20 protein-coding genes are annotated in these 18,853 nt (G+C 63.4%); 9 read left to right on the forward strand and 11 right to left on the reverse strand.

Going from position 1 to position 18,853, the window contains the following annotated elements:
* The first annotated feature begins 62 nt into the window (after positions 1 to 62).
* From ntrB to cynS, 3 genes are all read left to right on the forward strand, one after another.
* A complete protein-coding gene (ntrB, locus tag AB7F49_RS05975) occupies positions 63 to 902 on the forward strand; it encodes a nitrate ABC transporter permease (RefSeq protein WP_428520908.1) in 840 nt (279 codons plus the stop codon).
* 15 nt (positions 903 to 917) lie between these two features.
* Complete coding sequence (locus tag AB7F49_RS05980) at positions 918 to 1,835, forward strand: ABC transporter ATP-binding protein (protein WP_428520909.1); 918 nt, start codon at positions 918 to 920, stop codon at positions 1,833 to 1,835.
* A 264-nt stretch (positions 1,836 to 2,099) separates the two neighbouring features.
* Complete coding sequence (gene cynS / locus AB7F49_RS05985) at positions 2,100 to 2,588, forward strand: cyanase (RefSeq protein WP_428520910.1); 489 nt, start codon at positions 2,100 to 2,102, stop codon at positions 2,586 to 2,588.
* A gap of 186 nt (positions 2,589 to 2,774) precedes the next feature.
* Here the strand turns inward: cynS and AB7F49_RS05990 are convergent, their stop codons facing one another.
* Positions 2,775 to 3,143: a DUF5615 family PIN-like protein gene (locus tag AB7F49_RS05990; protein WP_428520911.1), complete on the reverse strand. Its 369-nt coding sequence runs from the start codon at positions 3,141 to 3,143 to the stop codon at positions 2,775 to 2,777.
* A complete protein-coding gene (locus tag AB7F49_RS05995; RefSeq protein ID WP_428520912.1) occupies positions 3,143 to 3,373 on the reverse strand; it encodes a DUF433 domain-containing protein in 231 nt (76 codons plus the stop codon). The genes AB7F49_RS05990 and AB7F49_RS05995 overlap by 1 nt, the downstream gene beginning before the upstream one ends.
* Before the next feature lie 188 nt (positions 3,374 to 3,561).
* Between AB7F49_RS05995 and AB7F49_RS06000 the strand changes: the two genes are divergently transcribed.
* Positions 3,562 to 3,912, forward strand: a complete 351-nt coding sequence (locus AB7F49_RS06000) for a helix-turn-helix domain-containing protein (protein WP_428520913.1) — start codon at positions 3,562 to 3,564, stop codon at positions 3,910 to 3,912.
* A 149-nt stretch (positions 3,913 to 4,061) separates the two neighbouring features.
* Here the strand turns inward: AB7F49_RS06000 and AB7F49_RS06005 are convergent, their stop codons facing one another.
* From AB7F49_RS06005 to AB7F49_RS06025, 5 genes are all read right to left on the reverse strand, one after another.
* Positions 4,062 to 4,961, reverse strand: coding sequence for an HNH endonuclease (locus AB7F49_RS06005; protein ID WP_428520914.1), 900 nt, complete (start codon positions 4,959 to 4,961; stop codon positions 4,062 to 4,064).
* Between the two features lie 117 nt (positions 4,962 to 5,078).
* Entirely contained in the window at positions 5,079 to 5,330 is a 252-nt protein-coding gene (locus tag AB7F49_RS06010) for a hypothetical protein (protein WP_428520915.1), read from the reverse strand.
* Positions 5,331 to 5,521: 191 nt separating this feature from the next.
* Positions 5,522 to 6,301, reverse strand: coding sequence for a hypothetical protein (locus tag AB7F49_RS06015; RefSeq protein ID WP_428520916.1), 780 nt, complete (start codon positions 6,299 to 6,301; stop codon positions 5,522 to 5,524).
* Between the two features lie 203 nt (positions 6,302 to 6,504).
* Positions 6,505 to 6,957, reverse strand: a complete 453-nt coding sequence (locus tag AB7F49_RS06020) for an acyl-CoA thioesterase (protein ID WP_428520917.1) — start codon at positions 6,955 to 6,957, stop codon at positions 6,505 to 6,507.
* Positions 6,954 to 8,159 carry an MFS transporter gene (locus AB7F49_RS06025; protein WP_428520918.1) on the reverse strand — a complete coding sequence of 402 codons (1,206 nt, stop codon included), beginning with the start codon at positions 8,157 to 8,159 and terminating at the stop codon, positions 6,954 to 6,956. The genes AB7F49_RS06020 and AB7F49_RS06025 overlap by 4 nt, the downstream gene beginning before the upstream one ends.
* 144 nt (positions 8,160 to 8,303) lie before the next feature.
* Between AB7F49_RS06025 and AB7F49_RS06030 the strand changes: the two genes are divergently transcribed.
* Positions 8,304 to 9,962, forward strand: coding sequence for a B12-binding domain-containing radical SAM protein (locus tag AB7F49_RS06030; protein ID WP_428520969.1), 1,659 nt, complete (start codon positions 8,304 to 8,306; stop codon positions 9,960 to 9,962).
* Between the two features lie 165 nt (positions 9,963 to 10,127).
* Positions 10,128 to 11,141 (forward strand): hypothetical protein, encoded by a 1,014-nt coding sequence (locus AB7F49_RS06035; protein WP_428520919.1) that lies wholly within the window; start codon positions 10,128 to 10,130, stop codon positions 11,139 to 11,141.
* A gap of 42 nt (positions 11,142 to 11,183) precedes the next feature.
* On the opposite strand, the gene AB7F49_RS06040 is transcribed toward AB7F49_RS06035, so the two are convergent.
* From AB7F49_RS06040 to AB7F49_RS06050, 3 genes are all read right to left on the reverse strand, one after another.
* Positions 11,184 to 12,425: an ATP-binding protein gene (locus tag AB7F49_RS06040; RefSeq protein WP_428520920.1), complete on the reverse strand. Its 1,242-nt coding sequence runs from the start codon at positions 12,423 to 12,425 to the stop codon at positions 11,184 to 11,186.
* Between the two features lie 147 nt (positions 12,426 to 12,572).
* Positions 12,573 to 13,259, reverse strand: coding sequence for a response regulator (locus tag AB7F49_RS06045; protein ID WP_428520921.1), 687 nt, complete (start codon positions 13,257 to 13,259; stop codon positions 12,573 to 12,575).
* Between the two features lie 204 nt (positions 13,260 to 13,463).
* Positions 13,464 to 14,069, reverse strand: coding sequence for a Spy/CpxP family protein refolding chaperone (locus AB7F49_RS06050; protein WP_428520922.1), 606 nt, complete (start codon positions 14,067 to 14,069; stop codon positions 13,464 to 13,466).
* A 191-nt stretch (positions 14,070 to 14,260) separates the two neighbouring features.
* Between AB7F49_RS06050 and AB7F49_RS06055 the strand changes: the two genes are divergently transcribed.
* Together AB7F49_RS06055 and AB7F49_RS06060 are read left to right on the forward strand one after the other, a co-directional pair.
* Positions 14,261 to 15,658, forward strand: coding sequence for an adenylate/guanylate cyclase domain-containing protein (locus tag AB7F49_RS06055; protein WP_428520923.1), 1,398 nt, complete (start codon positions 14,261 to 14,263; stop codon positions 15,656 to 15,658).
* 392 nt (positions 15,659 to 16,050) lie between these two features.
* Positions 16,051 to 16,509: a L,D-transpeptidase gene (locus AB7F49_RS06060; protein ID WP_428520924.1), complete on the forward strand. Its 459-nt coding sequence runs from the start codon at positions 16,051 to 16,053 to the stop codon at positions 16,507 to 16,509.
* 15 nt (positions 16,510 to 16,524) lie between these two features.
* On the opposite strand, the gene AB7F49_RS06065 is transcribed toward AB7F49_RS06060, so the two are convergent.
* On the reverse strand, positions 16,525 to 17,481 hold the full coding sequence (locus tag AB7F49_RS06065) for a hypothetical protein (protein WP_428520925.1): 957 nt from the start codon (positions 17,479 to 17,481) through the stop codon (positions 16,525 to 16,527).
* Positions 17,482 to 17,872: 391 nt separating this feature from the next.
* Here AB7F49_RS06065 and AB7F49_RS06070 point away from each other — a divergent pair, with 391 nt between their 5' ends.
* Positions 17,873 to 18,835, forward strand: a complete 963-nt coding sequence (locus AB7F49_RS06070) for a Bug family tripartite tricarboxylate transporter substrate binding protein (RefSeq protein ID WP_428520926.1) — start codon at positions 17,873 to 17,875, stop codon at positions 18,833 to 18,835.
* Positions 18,836 to 18,853: the final 18 nt, after the last annotated feature.

The following is an 18,853-nucleotide window of genomic DNA, read 5'->3' on the forward strand; positions in this document are numbered from 1 at the left end:
CGCATGCTCCAATCGTTACCTCTCCCCGAAAGGGGAGGGGTGTGCCCGAGAGGGATACGTCGATGACCCGCTCTTTATCGCTCCGTGCGGCGATCGTTTCAGTCGCGCTGTTCGCCGTGTTCATTGCTGCGTGGCATCTCGCCACCCGAGGCACCGGGGCAGTGGCGAACATGGACCCGGAATACGCCAAGCTGATGGGCGCGACCGCGACTCAGGGCAAGTCCGCAATGCCCGGTCCGCTCGATGTCGGCAAAGTGCTCTGGCAACACCTCAATCAGCCGTTTTATGACAAGGGCCCGAACGACAAGGGCGTCGGAATCCAGCTCGCCTATTCGCTTGGCCGCGTGCTGACCGGCTATTTCCTCGCGGTGATTGTCGCGATCCCGATCGGATTCCTGATCGGCATGTCGGCGCTGATGAGCCGCGCGCTCGATCCCTTCATCCAGGTGCTGAAACCGATTTCGCCGCTCGCCTGGATGCCGCTGGCGCTCTACACCATCAAGGATTCCAACCTGTCGGCAATCTTCGTGATCTTCATCTGCTCGGTTTGGCCGATGCTGATCAATACCGCATTCGGCGTATCGGCGGTGCGCAAGGAATGGCTGAACGTCGCGCGCACGCTGGAGGTCGGGCCGATCCGCAGAGCGTTCACAGTTATCCTCCCGGCCGCCGCACCGACCATATTGACCGGCATGCGCATCTCGATCGGCATCGCGTGGCTTGTGATTGTCGCGGCCGAGATGCTGGTCGGCGGAACGGGGATTGGCTACTTCGTCTGGAATGAATGGAACAATTTGTCGATTGTGAACGTGATCAACGCGATCCTCCTGATCGGCGTGGTCGGCATGATCCTCGACCAGATCCTCGCGTATTGCCAGCGCGCGGTCACCTTCCCGGAATAGGCCGAAGGACCGACCATGCCCGACAATTTCATCTCCATCGAAGGCATCGCCAAGCGCTATCCGGCGCCGCAAGCCGCAGGCAATCGCGGCGGCACCACGACCATCTTCGAGAATCTCTGGCTGCCGATGCAGCGCGGCGAATTCGTCTGCGTGATCGGCCATTCCGGATGCGGCAAGACCACCGTGCTCAACATCCTGGCCGGCCTCGACGCCCCGTCGGACGGCGCGGTGATCGTCGACGGCCAGGCGATCGAGGGGCCTTCGCTCGACCGCGCGGTGATCTTCCAGGGCCATTCGCTGCTGCCCTGGCGCAGCGTGATGGGCAATGTCGCCTATGCCGTCACCTCGAAATGGCGCAAGTGGTCGTCCGCGCAGGTCCACGCGCAGGCGCAGAAGTTCATCGACCTCGTCGGCCTCACCGGATCGGAGCACAAGCGCCCGTCCGAACTCTCCGGCGGCATGAAGCAGCGCGTCGGCATCGCGCGCGCGCTGTCGATCGATCCGAAAATCCTGCTCATGGACGAGCCGTTCTCCGCGCTCGACGCGCTGACCCGCGGCACGCTGCAGGACGAGGTGCGCCGCATCTGCCAGGAGACCGGCCAGACCGTGTTCATGATCACCCACGACGTCGACGAGGCGATCTATCTCGCCGACAGGATCGTGCTGATGACCAACGGCCCCGGCGCCGTGCTCGCCGAGATCGTGGAGAACCCGCTGCCGAAATCCCGCGCCCGCACCGACTTCCACAAGCACCCGCTCTATTACGCGCTGCGCAACCACATCATCGACTTCCTGGTCGAGCGCAGCCGCACCTTCACGCAGGAAAATCCGGGCTTCGACCCGCGGCATGTTCCGATCGTGCGGCCGGGCGCGGTGGAGCCGGTGGTGGTGGCGAACGGCGACACCACGAAAGCGCGTGTAGCCAATGGCTGACTCCGCTTGCTGCGATTCACCTCTCCTGCCGAAGTCGGGTGTTCCCGACTTCGGCCCCGATACGTGGCGCAAGTCGGAAACATCCGGCTTGCGCGGGAGAGGTCGACCGCGCGAAGCGCGGGCGGGTGAGGGGTTACACCCCATCGCTCGACATTACCCCCTCACCCCAACCCTCTCCCCCGAAAGGGCGTTCACGCCCGTCTTCGACGGGCTTTGGGGAGAGGGAGCGCACCGAGTGCGACGGCATATCCAAGGAGACCCCACATGAAACGCGAAGACCTCACCGAGAAGCTGCTCGACATCAAGCGCGAGAAGGGCTGGACCTGGAAACATATCTGCGAGCAGATCGGCGGCATGTCGCCGGTGCTGGTGACGGGCGCCATTCTCGGCCAGCACAAGATGACCAAGCCGATGGCGGCCAACGCGGCGAAGCTGTTCGGGCTGTCGAAGACCGAAGAGACCATGCTCAACGAGGTGCCGATGCGCGGCACCGCGACCCCGATGCCGCCCACGGACCCGCTGATCTACCGGCTTTATGAGCTGGTTCTTGTGAACGGGCCGGCGATGAAGCTCTTGATCGAGGAGGAATTCGGCGACGGCATCATGTCGGCGATCGACTTCGACATGACCATCGACCGCCAGGCCGACCCGAAGGGCGACCGCGTCAAGCTCGGCATGACCGGCAAGTTCCTGCCGTTCAAGTATTACGGCGCCACCGGGAATGCGCAGGCGTATGGGTTCAAGGAGGAGTAGGGGGGATAACACGCGCAGCTCGCTCCGCTCGTCCCCGCGAAGGCGCGGACCCAGCTCGACAATCTCGCCACTCTCACTGTCATGCCCGGGCATTAGCCGTCGAAGACGGCGTCGTTGACGCCTTATGACCCGGGCATCCACGTTTCAGATGTAGGGGTCGACTAGAGGCTTTAGGGCCTACGCATCCTACGCACTGAACGGCAGGATGCGCAGCCGCGCCCGCTCGGCATCAATCGAGAGAATGGCGCCACGCTCAAGCTCATCGCGTGCCTGCCGAAGGGCTGCGATAACCCGCTCGCCAATGGCTGCAGGCGTGAGGACGTCGGCGCGAATCTGGATCACGCTCGGGTGCTGGCGCTGTGTCGCGGCGAGGATGGCGGAGAAATCGAGGTCGGCCGTGAGCACCACATGCTCGTGCTCCGCCGCCCAGCGCATCAATTCTGCATCGGATTCGTTGCCCCGCCCGATGGCGGACCAGTGAACCGCCTCAAAGCCCGACGCAGCAAGATAGTTCACCCATCCCGGCGACAAATTCATGTCGACCAGGATTTTCATCAGCGCGGGGTAAGTTCGATCTCGCGCTCCTCGGCGCGCCAGGCGGCATAGCGCAGCGCCTCGGAAATATCCGCGCGCTCGAGATAGGGATAATCGGTCAGAAGCTCTTCAATCGTGCGGCCCGCGCCGATCTGGCCGACGATGGCGCCCACGGTGACGCGCAACCCGCGAATGCACGGCTTGCCCCCCATCACGGCGGGGTCCTGGGTAATGCGGGGCAGGTTGTTCACGTCCCGGTCCTTTCGATCAACCCATTATATCGCAAGCGGCCGCCGGGAAAACAATGGACCGGGTGCGGTATCGGCAGATCACCTCTCCCCCGCGTGCGGGGAGCGGTGAACCGCCGAACGGAAGCGACGGCGGGCAGGTGAGGGCCTTTCCGCGTTGTCCGTATCCCTGTTCTGGGATATTGGAGGTCATGGCAAGAACCAAAGTTAGCAGGCACAAGTCGGCTGCGGTCACCCGCGGCAGCGGCAATGTGTTCGCGGACTTAGGCTTCCCCGATGCCGACGAGCGGCAGACCAAGCTGCGGCTCGCCTACGCGCTGAACGCTATCATGGATGCGCAACGTCTCACGCAGGCCGCGGCGGCAGCAAAGCTCGGACTCAATCAGCCCAAGGTCTCGGCGCTGCGCAATTACCGGATCGAAGGCTTTTCGGTGGAGCGGCTGATGACGCTGCTCACCCCGCTCGATCAGGATGTGGAGATCGTGATCCGGGCGAAGCCGCGGTCACGGGCGGCGGCGCGGATCAGTGTGGTGGGAGTGTGAGGGGTGGGGCGATGATGGGTACTACATTGTGAGGTGGGTTAGGCGCACAGCGCCTTAACCCACCGTCTTGTGCTCGCGGCGAGTTCGCCGGTCGGTTACGCCTCAGCGCAACGCATCTTACGCGCTCCAATTGTGGCGTCGCGCGTTGTCTACTGCTTAAAACAATGCTCGCGATGCCATTGCAGAAAATGCGGATGGGGACGTTCGATGGAATGCCGCGTCGCAAGCGCGTAGCCCGTGCTATTGATCAGAGCCCGAATGCCGTCGGGATCGTTGGTCTGTCGTGAAACCAACACCCGCAAGTCGTCGGCCAGACTGATCAGTCCTCTGTCGAACATCCAGTGCACAGTGCCGGAAAGTGCAATGCCGTTGTTCACGATATCAGGTCCGTTCGCCTCCACCGGACGAATATGCGCCGCGGCGACTTCGGCCCGGCCTCTTCCGTTGATCAGCCGGAGGCCGCTAATGGCGCAACGCTCAGAATAGGCTCGTAACACGTTGCGGCGAAAGATGCGGTCGCGCACAATTCTAGATACAGAAAAGCTTGTTCGTTCGCGGTTCTGTTCGAACTCGAACGGTGTTTGCTCGTCGTGAAAACCTGATGGCGGCAGCTCTTCGCCGATGCGCGGGAGCAGTGGCTCGGTTTCGTTCAGACCCAGCGTGACAATTCGGCGGAAATCATCTGCTGAGAGGGGTCTGATAGCCGACTGCGCGCGGCCGGATATTTTTCCTTGCTCGTTCAGCACACCTTTTTCGATTACGCCGGACGCGTCACTGAAAGGTACGGGGCTCACAAAATCAAGATAACTTCCCGGCTCGATCAGAGCGAGAAACATGCCGGGCGTCGTTGGATCGGAAACAACCCGCTCCACTTTAGCGATAGCAAAATAGCCTCGGGTCTGCTCGACTTTGCGAGGCTCATAATAAATGATCCAGTCGCCAACGCAGGATTGAACGCGGCCGAGATATTGACTCGGAAACTGGTAGCGCTCGGCAGGACTATCGTCGTAGATCGAATCCGAGCGGTGAATGAAAACTCCGTATCCCATAAATTTAGACTAATCCCGATAATTCCCCGGATAACGGCAAACGTAGCCTCGATAGAGCGCCGCGCAATCCGGGCATCTCGGACCTTGCAGTTCGAGCTACCCACTGCCTCATTCTGATTAGGACATGACCTTGTCGCGAAGCGTAAAGCGAATTTCAGCCAAAATCCCTAGTGCGATACTGAGAATTACCGCATATACCCCTTTATCGATGACCTGACCGGTCGATTTTGCGCTTGGGAAATATCTCGCAAGCGCTGCGTCGTAAGGCCCGAGAACGTCGCTTGCAATCGCCAGTGCGACCGCAATTTTAAAAAGTGCAAAAATCAGAATTAGAATTGCGAGAATGCGTCCAAGCCACGCAAAGAACATTGTTGACCTCCAGAATACCAAGCGATCCCGCAAGCGTAGATCGGATGGGCCGCAATGCAATCTAGGATTTGTTAGTTGCCCCGGATTCCGCTTCGCTTCATCCGGGCTACATCTCAAGTTCGTGGCCGCCCCATCCTTCGAGACGGCGCTGCGCGCCTCCTCAGGATGAGCCGGAGAGGGGAAGCGCCCCCCTAATCCCGCCCCCAATCGAACATCCGCCGATGCGCCCGCACGCGCCGTGACCTGGTCCCGCGCGGGCGGAGTGCGCGGTCGTCCTCCGGCGGGCGGTGGCTGTCGATGAAGTCCTTCACCGCCGCTTCCGGCGCGCGATCGAGCCGCACGCCCTCGGCGCGCAGGCGGGCGAGGGTGTCCGCGACTGACTCATGCGCTTGTGGCCCCTGGGTCCCCGCCTTCGCGGGGACGAGCGGGGATAGGGTTGCGTCCGTCGCTTCCCGCCGTTCGTGGGCGAGCGTGCGCCGCCGCTTGCGCGGCATCGCCGCGAGCTTCGCCATCTTCGCAAGCTCGAGCGCGGCCGCGAGCTTATCGAGATCGACGCCGGGGTCGGCTTCCAGGTCGCGCACATAACGCTCGGCCAGCGCGTCGAGCCGGGCGGCCAGCGTGCGGCGCTTCAGTTTTGCGCTGGCTCTGGCGCGCGGCACGGTGTCGGTCGCGCGCGGCGCGAATACCGGCCGCACCCATTTCTGGTCTTTGGTCCAGCGGCAGATGCTGGCCCGGCCGACGCCGGTCTTCCTTTCGATCTCGCTGTAGGTGAGTTCGGTGTTCTCGATCAGGTGGCGCACGGCGGCGACCTGCGCCTCGCCATGCGGCCGCCGAGTGCGCGGCGCGCGCTGCGGAAACCCATCGGGCTTGTCCGGGGTGACGCGGACCCGGCGGATGACGGGTTCGTTGAGGACGGAGCGGTAGGGGAGAGGCATGGAGAGGAATATAGTCCTGTTGGTGGAGAGGGGCAAGTGGTCGCTCTTACCCTCCCCCTTGTGGGGAGGGTCGCCTGGCGAGCCATAAGCGCGTTTACGCGCGTCTTCGACGCGCTATGGCGAGCCAGGCGGGGTGGGGGTTGTTGTCGTGATTCTCCGGCCCCACCCCCACCCCGATCTCCTTCGCTATCGCTCAGTCGATCGACCCTCCCCACAAGGGGGAGGGTGAAGAGCGCCGGCTATCCCACCACCAGCCCCTTGAGCGCGTGCTTTAGCGGCTGCGGCAGCTCTACCGGGCGGCCGCCGGCGCGGTCGACATAGACATGCACGAAATGGCCCTGCGCCGCGGCCTGCTCGTCATCGCCGCGGAAGATGCCGATCTCGTAGCGCACGCTGGTGCGGCCGAGATGCGCGACGCGCAAGCCGGCGGTGACGGGATCGGGGAAGGCGAGCGGCGCGAAGTAATGACACTTCGTCTCGACCACGAGGCCGATCACTTTGCTGTTGACGATATCGAGCGCGCCCTGCTCGATCAGGTAGCCGTTCACGACCGTGTCGAAATACGAGTAATAGGTCACGTTGTTGACGTGGCCGTAGACGTCGTTGTCCATCCAGCGGGTCGGGATGGCGCGCAGATACGGAAAAGCGGAGCGGGGTTGCGGTACGGGGCGTTCGGGCGCGGGGCGGGTCATGCGCGCGATTGTGCCGGACGCAGGCGCAAATACAATGCGACCGTCAGCGCGATGTTGAGAAGTGCGAAGGCCGCAAGCATCGCCAGCGTCGGCGAGACCCCGGCATGCTCGATCGCAAGCGCGCCCGCGGCCGGCGCCAGCGCCTGGACGACGAGGCTCGGCATCGCGATCCTGCCCATCAGCAGCGGATAGCGGAGGGCGCCGAAGATCGACAGCGGCAGGGTGCCGCGCGCGATCCAGGAAATGCCGTAGCCCGCGGCATAGAGGATCACCGCGAGCGCGATGACCGGCCAGCCGGAGAGCAGCAGCAGAAGACCGATCGCCATCAGGCCGACGGAAGCCGCAAGCGTCCAGATCGGGTGATAGCGGCCGCCCGCCAGGCTTTCGACCACGCGGGCGGCGATCTGCGCCGGGCCGAACAGCATGCCGAGTGCGACGGCGGACGCGAAGTCGAGGCCGCGGGCCTGCAGCACGATGAGCAGATGCACCACGATGATCGAACCGATGCCGGCGGCGACCGAGAGAATGAGCGCGATCAGGATCAGGATCGCGGTCTCGTGAGGGACGGTGGCGGCAGGCGCGTCCGCGGCAGCCGACGCCGATGACGCCGCCGCATCCGGTTCGGGTTTTGGCGCGCCGCGCATGGCGGCGAGCTGCAGCGGCAGCGCGACAATCAGATGCAGCGCGGCATAGGTGAAGCAGGTGCCGCGCCAGCCGATGCTGTCCACCAGGAATGCGCTCAGCGGCCAGCAGATCGTGGAGGCGAAACCGCCGAACAAGGTGAGATGGGTGATCGGCCCGCGCGCGGCCTGTCCGTACATTTTGCCCAGCGCGGCGAACGCGGCGTCGTAGAGGCCTGCGCCCATGCCGAGCCCGACGATCACCCAGGCGCAGAGATAGAACGGGACCGATGGAGCGAGCCCGATGCCGGCCAGTCCCGCGGCGAACAGCAGCGAACTCGACGCCAGAACGGGGCGTCCGCCATGCCGGCCGATCAGCGCGCCGATCTGCGGCGACACCAGTCCGCCGGTCAGAAGCCCGACCGAGACGCCGCCGACCACGGCGGATAGCGGCCAGCCGGTGTCGCTGACGATGGGTGCGGCCAGCACGGCGGGAAAGTAGAACGAAGACCCCCAGGCCAGAATCTGGACAATGCCGAGACAGACCACGGTGAGGAAGGGGCTGGGGGTGCCGGCGAGCATGGGGCGCGACCATAGACAAGGGCGGCGCCGAGTCGAAAGGCCGGGAGCGGGCCTCCCGCGCGGCTCCGCGCTTCGGTACGGAGGCACCTCGAAATGAAAGACCTCCTGCCGCATGGACTTGAGTGCCCAATTGCACTATCGAAAATGGTGGATGTGACCCGGGTGCCAGAACAATCGACGTCAATCGCGCCCGGCGCGTGTAACGTCCTATTGATCTATCCGCGCTTTGCCGGCGAGACCTTCTGGAACTTCGCGGCGGCCTGCGAGATTTTCGGCGCCAAATATCCGACCTCGCCGCTAGGCCTGATCACCGTCGCGGCCCTGCTGCCATCCTCGTGGAATCTCCGGCTGGTCGACCGCAACGTCGAGGAGCTCGACGACAGCGATCTCGACTGGGCCGATCTGGTCATGACCGGCGGCATGCTGCCCCAGCATGACGACCTGCTGGAGATCATCAATTTGTGCCGCGCGCGCGGCAAGCCGGTCGCCATCGGCGGGCCGGCCGCGACCTCGGTGCCGCACTTCTACGCCAGGGCGAATTTCCAGGTGCTGGGCGAAGTCGAGGATGTGATCCACGATTTCATCGCCGCCTGGGAGGCCGGCGCGCGCGAAGGCGTGTTCCAGGCCAGGAAATTCGAGATCGATGTCCGCAAGACGCCGATCCCGCGCTTCGACCTCTTGAAGTTCGACCGCTATCTCTATGTCGGCGTGCAATTCTCGCGCGGCTGCCCGTTCACCTGCGAATTCTGCGACATCATCGAATTGTACGGCCGCGTGCCGCGCACCAAGTCGACGCCGCAGATGCTGGCGGAACTCGATGCGCTGTACGCGCTCGGCTATCGCGGCCATGTCGATTTCGTCGACGACAACCTGATCGGCAACAAGAAGGCGGTGAAGGCGTTTCTGCCCGACCTCAAGAAGTGGCTCGAGGCGCACGATTACCCGTTCGAGTTCACCACCGAGGCCTCGCTCAATCTCGCCGATGACGACGAATTGCTGCGGCTGATGAACGAGGCGAATTTCGTCGGACTGTTCGTCGGCATCGAGAGTCCCGATCCCGAGACGCTTGTGCAGATGCGCAAGAAGCAGAATACGCGCCGCAGCATCCCGGAAAGCGTCCACAAGATCAACGCCGCCGGCATGTTCGTGACTGCCGGATTCATTGTCGGCTTCGACAACGAAAAGAGCGGCATGGCCGACGCCATGATCGAGCTGATCGAGGAATCCTCGATCCCCGTCTGCATGGTGGGCCTGCTTTATGCGCTCCCCAACACGCAGCTCACGCGCCGCCTCACCAAGGAGGGCCGGCTGCATCCGCCGCCGGAATTCGCATCCAGCCGCGCCGATCAATGCACGCTCGGACTGAATTACGACACGCTGCGGCCGCGCCGGGAAATCCTCACCGACTACCGGGACATCCTGCAGAAGGCCTACGAGCCGGAAGCCTTTGCCGGGCGGCTGCGCAAGCTCGTGACGCTGCTCGACAATTCAACGCGCGTGCATCAGAGCGCGACCGGCGACACAAGGCGCAAATTCCAGAGCACGGTGGCGCGCATCATCGAGCGGCTGCCGGGCGCGCGCGACGCGTTCAAACAGATCCTGGTGCAATGCGCCACCAGCAATCCGAGCTCGCTTCGCACCATCGTGACGCTGATGGCGTTCTATCTGCATCTCGGTCCGTTCTCGCGACACGTGATCGGGCAGATCGATCAGCGGATCGCCGAGCTCGATGACGAGCCGGCGCGACCGCTGCATCTGCCGAGGGCCGACGACCTGATGGCGTCACGCGAAGCCGCGGAATAAATTTCCACTCGAACCGAGTTCGCCGGTCCAGCCAGCTGTGGGATGCACTGCGGGATTAGCATCCGGACGGCACTGGTTGCTGAAAATGGTCGGGTTCAGAAATTCCCGAAACTGCACCCACTAGGCATCTTGACCCCAATCAGGGGCCAAAGTTTAGATTGTACCGTGCATTTCTTTATCGACGAGAGCGGCTCATTCACCGGCGTTGGGCATGGCACAAGCCTTTCCCTAATCGGGGCATTGATCGTTCCCGACAGTCGCCGTGGCAGTCTAGAACGCGAATTTAAGCGCCTGCGCCGGTCACTCCCGCAAGAAGACGGCGAAGTTAAGGGCCGAAAAATGATGGAAAAGGACGTTGCTAAGGTAACGCCTCTTCTCTGTCATCATGATGTAATCTTCGAGGTCATTGGCATCGACCTTGGGTTACACACCGCCGAGGGCCTAAGAAGGAATCAAGTTAGACGAGCGGAGGCTATGACCAATGGCCTTACCCGTGAGCATAGCGAGGGCGCCACTAACTTTGCTTGGACGATACGTCGAGAATTGGAAAGTCATAGCCTACCATTACACGTCCAAAGCGCGTTGATGTTTTTTCTCATTAAGCGGCTGATAGAGCACGGAAGCATGTACTGGGGTCAGCGCAAACCGCGCGAGCTCGAATACTTTCACTGGGTGATCGACGCAAAGGGCGTTCTCGAAACGCCTACTGCATGGGAACAGTGGTGGTCGCGCGTTATAATGCCGTGGATGCAAACCGAATGTCACAGCGAACCAATTCATTTTTTTACGGAAGCAGATTACTCTTACATGGAGCGATTTAATCTCGCGGACCCGACACCTTTTCAGACCGAGTTGCTCAGGTCAGATCCGAACGGGCCCCCACCTGTCGACATCAAAAAGCTCATGACTGAAAGTCTCCGCTTTTCAAGCCAGGCAGAGCCGGGTCTTGAACTCGTGGACATCGTCACAAATGCTACCCGGCGTGCGCTGTTGGGCCGCCTAAAACCCGATGGATGGGATGGTATCCGAGCGCTTATGATCAACCGCAGTCCCCAGAATATTCAGATCGTATCGCTCGATGAGGCCGTTAAAGATCGACCCGCGGTGCCGTATGGCGCGACGTTGAAGACATTCAACCTGGGCGGACGCTCTATGATCGCAAACAAACGGCGTCGCTGATTTGTACTTTACAAACGCTACTATTTCGACAGCCAATGTCGGTCATTGCCGCTCCGGCAGGATCGGCAGCGTCACCCGGATGCAGCTGCCACGTTCCGAAAATGGCATCACCACCGCATCGCCGGAATGCAGCCGCGCGATGCCGCGGGCGAGCGTCATGCCGAGGCCGGAGCCCTTGGTCTCGCCATTGATGCGGAAGAACGGCACGAACACGCGCTCGCGTTCGTCGTCGGGAATGCCGTTGCCGCCGTCGCAGACGTCGATCAGCGCGCTGGCTCCGTCGCGGGAAACCGTGACGCTCACCGGCGGCTTGCCGTGGCGCGTCGCATTGTCGAGCAGGTTGCGGATCATGTGGCGCAGAAAGCGCCGGTCGGCGGTGACGGTGACCGGTTCGCCGTCCACGACACAATCGTCGTAATGCGCGGCTTCCTCGGCGACCAGCGCCAGCAGGTCGACAGGCTCGGGCTGCGGCAGCGCCTTGATCATGTCGAGCCGGCTCGCCATCAGGATGTCGTCGACCAGCGCGTCGAGTTCGGCGATGTCCTGGCTCAGGGCGGCCTTGTATTTCAGGTTGTTCTTCTCGGCGAGCATCTCGATGCCGAGCCGGATGCGTGACAGCGGCGTGCGAATCTCGTGGGAGGCATGCGCCAGCATCAGCCGGTGCGCGTTGACCAGTTCCTCGATGCGGGCCGCCGAGCGGTTGAAGCTTGCGGCAAGGCCCGCCACTTCGTCGCAGCCTTCGACCTTGACGCGCGCGGTGAGATCGCCCGCGCCGAGTGTCTCGACGCCGGTCTGCAGCCGCTCCAGCCGGCGGGTGAGCCCGCGCACCACCGGGAAGGCGCAGAGCGCGATCACCAGCGCAATGCCGCCGAGAAGAATGACCAGGCCGATGGCGGGATGCGGCCGTTCGGCACCCTGCGCCACGATCCAGCGGCCGTCCGGCAGCGGGATGCTCCAGGCGCCGTGACCGGGCATGAAGCCCGGGCGGTTCGGCTGGGGCGGCGGAATCGGTCCGTCGCCATAGGACGCGACCAGCTGCAGGTTCCTGTCGAACAGGCCGATATTGGCGTTGAGCCGCTGCGCGAATTGCCGCACGGCCGCCTGCTGTGAGGTGGCCGGTGCATCGGCGGGCGGCAGTACCGCGGAGACGAGTTCACCCGCCACCTCGAAGCCTTCGGCGAAGGCCGGCGGCTTTCCGAACCGCCAGATCGCGCCCGCCACCAGCACCACCAGCAGCAGCGCCACCACGATGGTGAGATAGATTTTGAGATACAGGCGCTTCATATCAATAGACGCATCGCTGACCCGACAAGCGGGCTGTTTCCGCCGCTCGTCCCCGCGAAGGCGGGGACCCAGTTCTTTCTTGCTGGATTTCCGCCTTCGCGGGAATGAGCGGAGAATGTGGTCCGCACTTCGTCACCCTCACCACGCTCAATCCTGGTTCTTCGCGAACACGTAACCCGTGCCGCGCACGGTGATGACGCGCTTCGGCTTCTTCGGATCGTCCTCGATCGCGGCGCGGATACGCGAGACGTGCACGTCGATCGAGCGGTCGAACGCCTCCAGCGCCTCGTTCTTCAGAAGCGTCATCAGTGCGTCGCGCGTCAGCACGCGGCCGGCATTCTGCGCCAGCGCCAGCAGCAGCGCGAACTGATATCCGGTGACGCTCCTGTCCTCGCCGTCGAGCCGCACCTGCCGCGCACCGGCATCGATCTCCAGCCGCCCGAAGCGCAGCATGTCGGGCTTTCGCTCGGACTTCGCACGACGGAGAAGCGCGCGCAGCCGCGCCAGTAATTCGCGAGGCTCGAACGGCTTGGGGAGATAATCGTCGGCGCCCATTTCCAGACCGACCACGCGGTCCATGGCGTCGCCGCGTGCGGTCAGCATCAGGATCGGGGTCTGGGACTTTTCGCGGATGCGGCGGCAGACATCGAGTCCGTCCATGTCGGGCAGCATCAGATCGAGGATGAGGATATCGAACGGTTCGCGGTCATGCAGCGCGATGCCGCCGGTGCCGGTGCCGGCGATGGCGGTCGCAAAGCCGGCTTCGCCGAGATAATTCGACACCATTTCGGCGAGGCGCTTGTCGTCTTCGATGAGCAGGATGCGATCGGTCACGGGTTGCATTGTAGCGCAAGAGAGCGGGGTGGGAGTCTACGCGTTGGGGACTTGGCGGGCCCCCACCCCTGCCTTTCCCCGGGCGAGGGAAAGGAACCGGTTAACAAGAACCAAGTCGGGTGGGGGCCAGGCCTTCGCGGGGACTCATGACCGACCCCCACCCGATACCCTTCGAGCCACAGCTTGGCTCGGAGGGGATGCAGCTCAGCCGCGGCGCCAGCCCATCATGGGGCCGCGGGGCGGAAAGCGGTCGGAGAGCTTGCGCCGCTGCTCGGGCGAGAGCACTTCCGCCGCATCGCCAAGAGCCTGGGTGATCCGTTTCGAGACGGTGTCGGCGAGCGCGATCTGGTCGGCTCGCAGCTTCTCGATCGCGGCGCGGTCGATGGTCGTTGCCGTCAGCAATTCGCGGGCCTGACGGCGGGCGGCGAAAGCGCGCTCGCGCGCCGGCAGCACATCCCTCAGCATGCCGCGCATGATGCCACGCAGCTTCTCCTGCTGCTCGTTGGTGGCGTCGATCTCGATCGCCAGATGCCGCATCATGCGGTCGGCGCGATCCTCGATCTGGGCGGGATCGAGCGGCACACTGCCCCAGTGGCCGCGTGCGCCATGCCAACCAAATTGCGAACCTTGGCCGAAGCCGAACGGATTGCTGATGGCCTTGGTGGCGGCGGCGCCGGTCAATGCCGCCGCGATCACCAGCGTTGCGAAGATAAAGGTGCGGCCGCGCCGCGTGCGGGGGACAGGCGGGAGCGCGATGGCGCCGTGCGTGTCGATCGGATGGTCCGGGCGGATGTCAGGCTTGTCGGTCATCGGGGGGTCTCCAGAAGCGGTGTGGCGTCGGCCAGGTCGCCAATCTGGATGAGCCCCGTTTCGGGGCGATGTGCGGGATGTAAAGTTATGTAAAGGGCGGAGTGGTGGGTGGGTAGGGCGGAGCATCGACAGCGGCCAGCCGGGCCGCCTACATTTGACGGACCAGGACGTTTCGTCCGCAGGGATCCCAGATGACGCGGCTGACCAAAACCGTTGGACGGACCACGCGCGGACGACAAGGCAAGACGTCGAAATCGAAGCCACGCAAGGTGCGCAAATCGGCGCCGCGCGCCGGGTCAGGTGCTGACGCCAAGACTCTCGCCCGGGAGCTCAATGACGCGTTGGCGCGCGAGGCCGCGACCGCAGACGTGCTCAACGCCATCAGTCGCTCGACATTCGATCTGCCGTCCGTACTGGATACCTTGATCAAGGCAGCCGCGCGTCTTTGCCAGGCGGATCGTGCCTCGATCATGATCCCTCGCGGCACGACGTTTCATCAAGCTGCAAGCTTCGGGCAGTCGCCCGAATTTCGATCTTACCTCGAACGAAATCCGGTCGTCCTCGATCGTGCCAGCATTGCGGGGCGTGTCACGCTGGAGGGCAAGATCGTTCACGTTGAGGATATGCTGAAGGATTCCGATGTGTCCATGGTTCAACGCGGGATGCATGGTGCCGTTCGTACCGGGTTGGGCATTCCGCTGTTGCGCGACGGGCGATCGATCGGAGTCATCGTATTGACCCGAACCAAAGCGCTCCTGTTCTCGGACAGGCAGATCGAGCTTGGCAAGATTTTCGCCGACCAGGCTGTTATCGCCATCGAGAATACGCGGCTTATCAACGAACTGCGTGAGACTGCCGATCAATTGGAAAGGACATCGCAACAGGTCGTCAACATGAATCAGCAGCTCGAACGACGGGTCGCCGATCAGGTCGATCAAATCGAGCGCATGGGCAGGTTGCGCCGGTTTCTTCCTGCCCAGGTGGCTGATCTGATCGTTGCCTCGGGAGGCGAAAGTCAGCTTGAAAGCCATCGCCGCGAAATTACGGTCCTGTTCTGCGATCTGCGCGGCTTCACGGGTTTCTCCGAGCGGTCCGATCCGGAAGATCTGATGTTGCTGCTGCGCGAATATCATGCGGCGATCGGAAAAATTGTCGTCGCCTATAACGGCACCGTTGGGCACTATTCGGGTGACGGCGTCATGGTGTTCTTCAACGATCCCATTCCGATCCCGAATCCGGCTCTGCAGGCGGTTCATGCGGCACTCGATATGCGTGCGGCGATTGTCACTCTGACCGAGAAGTGGCGCAGGCTTGGCCATGAGCTTGGTTTTGGTGTCGGCATCGCGCACGGCTTTGCGACGCTCGGCACGATCGGTTTTGACGGGCGGTTTGATTATGCAGCCATTGGGACCGTCTGCAACGTCGCATCAAGGCTTTGCGACGAAGCCAGGACCGGACAGGTGCTGATAAGCCCTCGCGTGCTGATGGCCGTGGAAAGTACCGTAGACGTCGAACACGTTGGTGATTTCAGTCTTAAGGGTATCAGTCGTCCGGTTGCCGCCTACAACGTGCTCTCTGCAATCCCGTAAGGATGTTGCGTGGATGGGGCTTCGCTGATGCTTCTGGAAGACGTCATCAGTCTCGGCATCTGCGACGAGAAACTGACTGCCGCGAAAAAATTTCCTGGATATCCTTCGCAGGCTCGCGGGTAGCCGATTGCCGTCTGCAGCCTCGAACGCCGCTCCTGTTGTGGCGGGATCGGCACGGTCGCTGCCAATCTCTGATCGTTCCGCGTCATCGCGCTTGTTCGGTCGATCTGCCGCGCACACCTTGCTATCGTTTACAACGCTGAAGTTAGGGGAATTTTGAACCCGATCTGCCATCAAAGGGACGAGCAGGAACAGACAGGAGCGGCAAAGTCATGCAGGGTTCACGATCGCTGACAGCGGTGGCAGCCGCATGTGTCCTTGCAGTGGCGACAATGGCTCCGCTCCCTGCGCAGGCCCGTTCGATCGTCAGCTTCTCCAGCGCTTATCCGGCCGGCACGGTGGTGGTGCGCACCAATGCGCGGTCGCTGTACTACGTGCTCGGTGGCGGCAAGGCCGTGCGCTACCCGGTTGGCGTCGGCCGCTCGGGCCTGCAATGGAGCGGCACCACCTTCATCAACAACAAGATGCTGCGGCCGGCCTGGGTGCCGCCGGCCATCGTGAGACGCGACAAGCCGAACCTGCCGGCCGTGGTCCCCGCCGGCGCGCCGAACAATCCGGTGGGCGCGGCCGTCCTGTTTCTGGCCGGCGGCGAACGCGCGATTCACGGCACCAACAATCCGCGCTCGATCGGCGGGGCCGTGTCCTATGGCTGCATCCGGATGTTCAATGCGGATGTGCTCGATCTCTATGACCGGGTGCGCTTCGGAACCAAGGTGATCGTGACGCGGTAGACGCGGACGCTGCTTTCAGTCCACTCGGGGCAACGGATCGCTGCGCGACCCGCGCACCGCGCTGGCGTCATGGTCGACCGGCGCTGATGTGAACCCCGTTGCGCTCGTGTCGGCGCGATAGCGCGGAAGCTCGCCTTCCAGCGAGAAGAACACGCACAGCGCGAGGCTCGCCCAGACCGCCGCGCTGAAATAGAGCGCCATCCACGGCATCTCCTCCTTCCACTCGGAGTGCTCGCGGGTCACCACCCATCGCCTGCTGACATCACGCAGGCCGTCCAGCGGATGCAGCGGCTTGCGGCCGCTCGCCATCTCGGCGCGCCATCGCCTGACATACATCGGCACATCGACGGTCGCCAGGAACGCGAGATAGCCCGCAATCCCCAGGATCGCGATCGCCAGAATGACGCGAACCGGGCCTTCGAATTCCGGAAGCAACCGGAACAGCCCGAGCCCGACGATGAAGAAGGCGACGGCCCAGATCGAATTCTCGAGCGCGTTGGCCCAGTATTTCTTCGTCAGCACCGCATACCAGGAGAAGGCCTCGGCGATCAGGATCAGCGGCACGATCGCGAGCGAGGCATTGAGCGTGGTGTCCGCGCCGGTGATGGTGCCGAGCCGGTGCAGGATGATCGCCCATTGAATCGCGAAACAGACCTCGGCGACGGTCGCGACGGTGCGGCCGACCATGACGCTCGACAGCCAGGTGTCGAACAGGCAGATGCGCTGGACATCGGCGCGCGGCAGCAGCGACCGGAAGGCGCAGCCGAACACATAGGCCGCGCAGAGCGCGAGCATCAGCTCGATGCCGAAGCGGCCGCCGAGACTGCCGGCCTGCGGCTCGTGCAGATTGCGGTAGAGCACGAACCAGACCGCGATGTTGACGACGCTCACCAGCGTCAGCAGGCCCCACCAGCGCGCCACCGGATAGGACCAGACCAGGACATGCGGCTGCGCCGGGCGTCGGACATTCATCAAACCACTCCAAATAATCGGTCTGACATTTATCCGTAGTAATTCTGTCATAATCAAATGAGGCCGGATCACGGCGAAGAGTCGCGCGGCGCGGCCGGACAAGGCGCATATCCTGATGGTGCTGAGTGAGGCAGAGGGCTGCGCTGCGCGCGCCTGTCATCAGTCGAACAGTCGATCGTCCGCACTGGCTGAGCGACAACGCGAGCGCGGCGCGATCGGCATGTTGGGCAGCCGCCCGCGCAAAGTCTTCCTGCATGCGATCAGCGTCGCCTTGACGTTGGCCTCGCGAACCCAAAAGATGGCGTTGCGCCGCCAGTCTCCGGAGCACGCGCCAGCGCCAAGAATCGTCAGGCGACAATCGTCAGGCAATATTCGTCAGGAAGGAAACGCCATGAAGATTCCGTGCTTTGTCGCGGCGATGCTGTTGTCCTGCGTATCCGCAGCGCAGGCGCAGGATTTCCCCACGCGCCAGATCACGATCATCGTCGGCGTTTCGCCCGGCGGCATCACCGATCTCGCGACCCGCGCCTATGCGAATGCGGTTGCGAAGAACACCGGCTGGAAGATCGTGGTCGAGAACCGCACCGGCGCCGGCGGCGCGGTCGCGGCGAAAGCGGTCGAGAGTGCGGCGCCGGACGGATATACGCTGCTGACGGTAGTCGGCGCGCAACTGGCGTCGATCCCGGCGATGCAGGATCCGCCGCCGTTCGATCCGATTGGTGGCTTCCGGCCGATCACCCTGACCTTCCGGCTGGCACAGCTTCTGGCGGTACCGGCCGATTCTCCGGCCAAGACGCTCGCCGAGTTGCTGGCGCTCGCCAAGAAGAAGGACGGCGGGCTGTCCTTCGGCACGCCCGGCGCCGGCAGCCCGGCGCATCTGCTCGGCGCCAAGATCGGGCTTGCGACCGGTACGCCGATGCAGTTCGTGCATTATCGCGGCGGTCCGCCGATGATGGCCGATCTCGTGACCGGACGGATCGACTTCGGCCTGGTGTCGTATATCGCCGCCAAGCCGCAGATCGACGACAGGAAACTCAAGGGGCTTGTGATCGATTCAGAAGCGCGGATCGCGCAGATTCCGGATGTGCCGACTCTGATCGAGGCGGGCCTCGCCAGGGAGCGGGTGGCGAACTGGTTCGGTCTCGCGGCCCCTGCGGGCACGCCGGACGCGGTGGTGAAGAAACTCAATGATGAATTCGTGCGGGCGTCCAAGGATCCCGATGTCATCAAGCAGCTCGAACGTTCCGGTGCGCAGGTAGCGACCTCGACGCCGGACGAAATGGCGAAGCTGTTGGCGGCGGAGGTCGCGTCGATGACCACGCTGATCAAGGCGCTGGGATTGCGGAAGGAGTAGCGCGGCTTCGGCGGCCCA

Origin of the sequence: Pseudorhodoplanes sp. (genome assembly GCF_050250235.1) — a bacterium.
Classification (GTDB): Bacteria; Pseudomonadota; Alphaproteobacteria; order Rhizobiales; family Xanthobacteraceae; genus Pseudorhodoplanes.

Coding starts and splice junctions, on each gene's coding strand:
- AB7F49_RS06005 (WP_428520914.1), bottom strand. CDS start 4,961: ATGGGATACGGAGTTTTCATTCACCGCTCGGATTCGATCTACGACGAT.
- AB7F49_RS06065 (WP_428520925.1), bottom strand. CDS start 17,481: ATGAATGTCCGACGCCCGGCGCAGCCGCATGTCCTGGTCTGGTCCTAT.
- AB7F49_RS06040 (WP_428520920.1), bottom strand. CDS start 12,425: ATGAAGCGCCTGTATCTCAAAATCTATCTCACCATCGTGGTGGCGCTG.
- AB7F49_RS06025 (WP_428520918.1), bottom strand. CDS start 8,159: ATGCTCGCCGGCACCCCCAGCCCCTTCCTCACCGTGGTCTGTCTCGGC.
- AB7F49_RS06010 (WP_428520915.1), bottom strand. CDS start 5,330: ATGTTCTTTGCGTGGCTTGGACGCATTCTCGCAATTCTAATTCTGATT.
- AB7F49_RS06060 (WP_428520924.1), top strand. CDS start 16,051: ATGGCTCCGCTCCCTGCGCAGGCCCGTTCGATCGTCAGCTTCTCCAGC.
- AB7F49_RS05980 (WP_428520909.1), top strand. CDS start 918: ATGCCCGACAATTTCATCTCCATCGAAGGCATCGCCAAGCGCTATCCG.
- AB7F49_RS06000 (WP_428520913.1), top strand. CDS start 3,562: ATGGCAAGAACCAAAGTTAGCAGGCACAAGTCGGCTGCGGTCACCCGC.
- ntrB (WP_428520908.1), top strand. CDS start 63: ATGACCCGCTCTTTATCGCTCCGTGCGGCGATCGTTTCAGTCGCGCTG.
- AB7F49_RS06020 (WP_428520917.1), bottom strand. CDS start 6,957: ATGACCCGCCCCGCGCCCGAACGCCCCGTACCGCAACCCCGCTCCGCT.
- cynS (WP_428520910.1), top strand. CDS start 2,100: ATGAAACGCGAAGACCTCACCGAGAAGCTGCTCGACATCAAGCGCGAG.
- AB7F49_RS06070 (WP_428520926.1), top strand. CDS start 17,873: ATGAAGATTCCGTGCTTTGTCGCGGCGATGCTGTTGTCCTGCGTATCC.
- AB7F49_RS06050 (WP_428520922.1), bottom strand. CDS start 14,069: ATGACCGACAAGCCTGACATCCGCCCGGACCATCCGATCGACACGCAC.
- AB7F49_RS06055 (WP_428520923.1), top strand. CDS start 14,261: ATGACGCGGCTGACCAAAACCGTTGGACGGACCACGCGCGGACGACAA.
- AB7F49_RS05990 (WP_428520911.1), bottom strand. CDS start 3,143: ATGAAAATCCTGGTCGACATGAATTTGTCGCCGGGATGGGTGAACTAT.
- AB7F49_RS06030 (WP_428520969.1), top strand. CDS start 8,304: ATGGTGGATGTGACCCGGGTGCCAGAACAATCGACGTCAATCGCGCCC.